This window comes from Roseomonas sp. TS2 (genome assembly GCF_058833935.1).
Genome location: NZ_JCACVY010000265.1, coordinates 1 through 4,409, shown reverse-complemented (window position 1 = coordinate 4,409; position 4,409 = coordinate 1). Strand labels below are relative to the sequence as shown.

At 74.3% G+C, this 4,409-nt stretch carries 5 protein-coding genes; 4 read left to right on the top strand and 1 reads right to left on the bottom strand.

The features are described from left to right. Both ACZJYS_RS22955 and ACZJYS_RS22950 read left to right on the top strand, forming a co-directional pair. Window positions 1–686 (top strand): M23 family metallopeptidase (locus ACZJYS_RS22955; protein ID WP_493180449.1); only part of this gene is annotated, 686 nt, incomplete at its 5' end. Between the two features lie 98 nt (window positions 687–784). Beyond that, window positions 785–1,027 carry a hypothetical protein gene (locus ACZJYS_RS22950; protein ID WP_109516271.1) on the top strand — a complete coding sequence of 81 codons (243 nt, stop codon included), beginning with the start codon at window positions 785–787 and terminating at the stop codon, window positions 1,025–1,027. Between the two features lie 31 nt (window positions 1,028–1,058). Here the strand turns inward: ACZJYS_RS22950 and ACZJYS_RS22945 are convergent, their stop codons facing one another. Beyond that, the gene (locus ACZJYS_RS22945) at window positions 1,059–1,970 is read right to left on the bottom strand and encodes a lysophospholipid acyltransferase family protein (protein WP_109516272.1); all 912 of its coding nucleotides are present in this window, start codon (window positions 1,968–1,970) and stop codon (window positions 1,059–1,061) included. Between the two features lie 255 nt (window positions 1,971–2,225). On the opposite strand from ACZJYS_RS22945, the gene ACZJYS_RS22940 reads away from it, so the two are divergent. Together ACZJYS_RS22940 and ACZJYS_RS22935 are read left to right on the top strand one after the other, a co-directional pair. Next, window positions 2,226–3,218 (top strand): TIM44-like domain-containing protein, encoded by a 993-nt coding sequence (locus tag ACZJYS_RS22940; RefSeq protein ID WP_493180448.1) that lies wholly within the window; start codon window positions 2,226–2,228, stop codon window positions 3,216–3,218. A gap of 255 nt (window positions 3,219–3,473) precedes the next feature. Continuing rightward, the coding region (locus ACZJYS_RS22935) for an ABC transporter substrate-binding protein (protein ID WP_493180447.1) at window positions 3,474–4,409 on the top strand (936 nt) is incomplete at its 3' end.

Below are 4,409 nucleotides of genomic sequence, written 5' to 3'. Positions count from 1 at the left end.
CCGGCAGCCGCGTGACGCTGGATGGCCGCGCCGTCTCGGTGGCGCCCGATGGCCGCTTCGCCCTGGGCTTCAGCCGCGACGCGGCGCCCGCCGCCGAGCTGGTGGTGACCGCTCCCGGCGGCCAGACGGAGCGCCGCAGCCTCGCCGTGGCGAGGCGCGAATGGGACGTGCAGCGCATCAACGGCCTGCCCGGCGCCATGGTCAGCCCCAACGCGCAGCAGATGGCCCGCATCACCCGCGAGCGCGAGCGCATCGCCGCCCTGCGCAAGGTGGACAGCGACCTGCCCCATTTCGCCGAAGGGTTCGACTGGCCGGCGCATGGCCGCATCAGCGGCGTGTATGGCAGCCAGCGCATCCTGAACGGCGAGCCGCGCGCCCCGCATCTGGGGCTCGACATCGCCGCCCCCACCGGCACGCCCTGCGCCACCATGGCCCCCGGCCGCGTGCTGCTGGCCGAGGATCTCTACTTCACCGGCAACACCGTGCTGGTGGACCATGGCCACGGCGTGGTCAGCCTCTACGCCCACCTCTCGGCCATGGATGTGCGGGAGGGGGCGATGCTGGCGCGCGGCCAGCGCCTGGGCGCGATCGGCGCCACCGGCCGCGTCACCGGGCCGCACCTGCATCTGGGGCTGCACTGGTTCGCCACGGCGCTGGACCCGCAGCCGCTGCTGCCTCCCGCCTGAGAGGCGGCAACACCCCGGCAGCATTTTTCGCGATAATCCACCAAATTGCAGTAACGCTTTCATCACCCGGTAAGGGTCGGGGAGGCATTGGCGAGCGCATGTCGATCCTTTCCGAATTTCTCCCCCGCCCCGCCCCCTCACCGGAGAACCTCCGCCGCGCCGGCTCGATCGAGGCGCCGCTGATCGCCCTGTTCGACAGCAGCGTCGCCACCGGCGACGCCCTGCGCAGCGCCGGCGCCACGCTGTGGCGGGAGGCGTCGCCCGGGGTTGTCATCCTGGCGCCGCTGCCGGGCCTGCGCGAGAAGCTCTACGCCGCCGGCGCCATGCTGGTGGTGGGCTGAGGCGCCCGGCGGCAGGCAGGCGGGCCACTCATCAGCCCGGGGGCGCGGCCTCCGCCCTGTAGTAGCGCGCCGGGAAGCGGCGGTGCAGCCAGAGCCACTCCTCCGGCCGGGCCCGCACCCAGGCCTCGATCCGCGCATTCACCGCCAGCATGGTGGTGCGCACATCGGCATGGTGGTCGCCCGTCTGCGGCAGCGGCAGCGGCGGCTCGACCACCACCCGGAAGCGGCCCGGCCCGGCCCGCTCGACATGCACCGGGATCAGCGGGCAGCGGAAGCGCAGCGCCATCTCGGCCGGGGCCGGCGCGGTCATCGCCGGGTGGCCGAGGAAGGGCAGTTCCAGCCCCTCGTTCAGCTTCTGGTCCACCAGCAGCCCCAGCGCGTGGCCCGCCGCCAGATGCCGCAGCGCCAGCCGCGCCCCCTTCGAGCCCTTGGGGAACAGCGGCAGCTCCACGCCGCCCTCGCGCATCTGGCGCAGCGCGGCGTCGACATGCGGGTTGTCCGGCGCGCGGTAGAGGCTGGCCATGCGCAGCCCCACCGCATGCGCCGCCAGCGGCAGCACCTCCCAGTTGGCCAGATGCGCCGAGACGAAGATGACCCGCGTCTCGCCGGCGGGGAGATGCTCGGCGCCGACCACCTCCCAGCCGGGGCCGCCCTCCGTCCGGCGCAGGCCGGCGAGGTGCGGCAGCTCCAGCGCGGTGCGGCCGAGATTGTCCCAGGCACCGCGCAGCACGCGCTCCCGCCAGGCGGCATCGCTCTGCGGGAAGGCCAGCGCCAGGTTGCGCCGCCCGACGCGCGAGACCGGCAGCCACGGCCCCAGCCCGCGCGCCACCGCGCCGCCCAGCGCCGAGGCGCGCCGCGGGCCCAGCGCCCGCGCCAGGGCCAGCAGGCCGCGCACCACCCCGCCTTCCACCCGCCACCACAGGCGACGCACTGCCTTCGCCATGCCAGCCTCATTCTTCATGGGCGCGCCTTCTGCGGCATCGGGCGGCGTTTGGCCAGCCTCGCGCGGCTCAGGCGGGAGGGGGGCGGCACGCCGGGCGGCCTGCAGCGCGAGGCCGCCATGGAGCAGCCGGGGGGCGCCTGCAACGCCGGTGCCGGCCGGCGGTTTAGGCCTTCGTGGCGGCGCCGGCCAGCATGGATTACGGCGCGTTAATGCCTATATGATGGGCCGATGAAAGATTCCCGGAGGAACACCCCTATGCACGGAAGAGCCAGGTTCCTGGCCGCCCTTGCCGCTTTTGCCCTGGTGCTCGGCCCGGCCCTGGCGGAGGCCCGCCCGGGCGGCCGCTCCAGCTTCGGCAGCCGCGGCAGCCGCACCTTCGCGCCGCCGCCCGTCACCCGCACGGCGCCCGACGCGGCGCGGCCGATGGACCGCACCATGACCCAGCCCGGCCAGCAGGCCCGGCCGAACGCGGCCGCCCCCGGCGCCGCCACCGCTACGCGCGGCGGCATGTTCGGCGGCGGCTTCGGCGGCGCGCTGATGGGCGGGCTGATCGGCATGGGCATTGGCGGCCTGCTGTTCGGCAACGGCCTGTTTGGCGGCTTCGGCGGCATCGGCAGCATCCTGGGCCTGCTGCTGCAGATCGGCCTGATCGTGCTGCTGGTGCGCTTCGCGATCCGCTTCTTCCGCAACCGCAACCAGCCCGCCATGGCCGGCGGCCCGCGCCCCGGCCCGCTCCACCGCGAGGCGCAGCCCGCCGCGCGGCCGATGGGCATGGGCGGTCTCGGCGGTGGCATGGCCAGTGGCGGAATGGGCGGTGCCCGGCCGGCGGCCCCGGCGGCAACCCCGGTGCAGCTGGCGCAGTCCGACTTCCAGGCCTTCGAGGGCCTGCTGCGCGCGGTGAACGAGGCGTGGTCTCGCCGCGACCCGGCGGCCCTGTCGCGGCTGACGACGCCCGAGATGATGGGCTTCTTCAGCAAGGACTGGCGCGACCTGGAGGCGCGCGGCTGGCGCAACGAGACGCGCGACCCGCGGCTGGAGCAGGGTGATCTCGCCGAGGCCTGGCGGGAGGGCGACTCCGAATACGCCACCGTCGCCATGCGCTTCAGCCTGGTCGACGTGACCTACGACGCGCAGGGCCGCGTGGTGGAGGGCGACCCGGACCGCCGCGACACCGCCACCGAGCTGTGGACCTTCGTGCGCGGCCCGGCGGGAAGCTGGAAGCTTTCGGCGATCCAGCAGACCGGCTGAGCCGGCGCGGACCAGGCAAGGCCATGACGGGGGCGCGGCGCAGGCCGCGCCCCTTTTTCATGCGCGGCACCCTTTCATGCGCGGCACCCGGGGGCGCGCAGACCGGGGCGGCGGCGTCCTCAAGGCGGCCTCCCCGCCGGCCCGGGCCATGAGGAAGGCCCGAGACGGCGCTTCCCCGCCCGGCACCGCGGTTGCTACATGCCGCGCATCCGCCGGCCGCGCATCCGCGCGCCGGCGCCGACCGGGAGACTTTCCATGCTCGCCACCCGTCGCGGCCTGATGCTCGGCACCGCCGGCACGCTGCTCGCCATGCCCCACCTCGCACGCGGGCAGGCCGCGCTGACGCCGGTGAAGTTCTGCCTGGACTGGGCCTTCCAGGGCCCGCAGGCGCCCTTCCTGCTCGCCGCCGAGCGCGGCTTCTTCCGCGAGGAAGGCATCGCCATCACCATCGACCGCGGCTTCGGCTCGGGCGACACGCCGGTGAAGGTCAGCACCGGGGCCTACGAGTTCGGCATCGCCGACCTCTCGCCGGCCATCCGCCTGCGCCTGACCACCCAGGGCAGCGACATCATCGCCCCCATGGTGATCCAGCAGGGCAGCCCGCTGGCGGTGATGACGCTGAAGAAGAGCGGCATCACCACCCTGAAGCAGCTGGAAGGCCGCAAGGTGGCGGCGCCGGAGACGGATTCCGCCCGCCAGCTCTTCCCCGCCCTGGCCAAGGCCGCCGGCATCGACTCCAGCAAGATCAACTGGCTGACGGTGACGCCGCAGCTGCGCGAGCCGATGCTGGTGCGCGGCGAGACGGATGCCATCACCGGCTTCGAGGTCTCCGGCGTGTTCAGCCTGCGCAGCCTGCGCGTGCCGGAGGGCGACATCGTCTCGCTGCGCTATTCCGACGCGGGCGTGGCGCTGCTCTCCACCGCGCTGCTGGTCAAGCGCCCCTATGCCGAGGCCAACCCGAAGCTGGTGACGGGCATGATCCGCGCCATCGCGCGCGGCCATGCGGCGGCCTGGAAGGACCCGGACGCCGCCATCGCCACCCTGGCCCAGCGCGACCCGACCGCGCCGAAGGAGCTGGAGAAGGCGCGCATGATGGCCAATTTCGGCTTCATCCGCACGCCGGAGGTGCTCTCGGGCGGCTTCGGCAACCTCACCGAGGCGCGGGTGCAGGCGGCGATCGAGACGATCCGC

Bases quoted from the DNA above. Each gene is read 5' to 3' on its own strand.
- ACZJYS_RS22950 (WP_109516271.1), top strand. From the start codon at position 785: ATGTCGATCCTTTCCGAATTTCTCCCCCGCCCCGCCCCCTCACCGGAG.
- ACZJYS_RS22945 (WP_109516272.1), bottom strand. From the start codon at position 1,970: ATGGCGAAGGCAGTGCGTCGCCTGTGGTGGCGGGTGGAAGGCGGGGTG.
- ACZJYS_RS22940 (WP_493180448.1), top strand. From the start codon at position 2,226: ATGCACGGAAGAGCCAGGTTCCTGGCCGCCCTTGCCGCTTTTGCCCTG.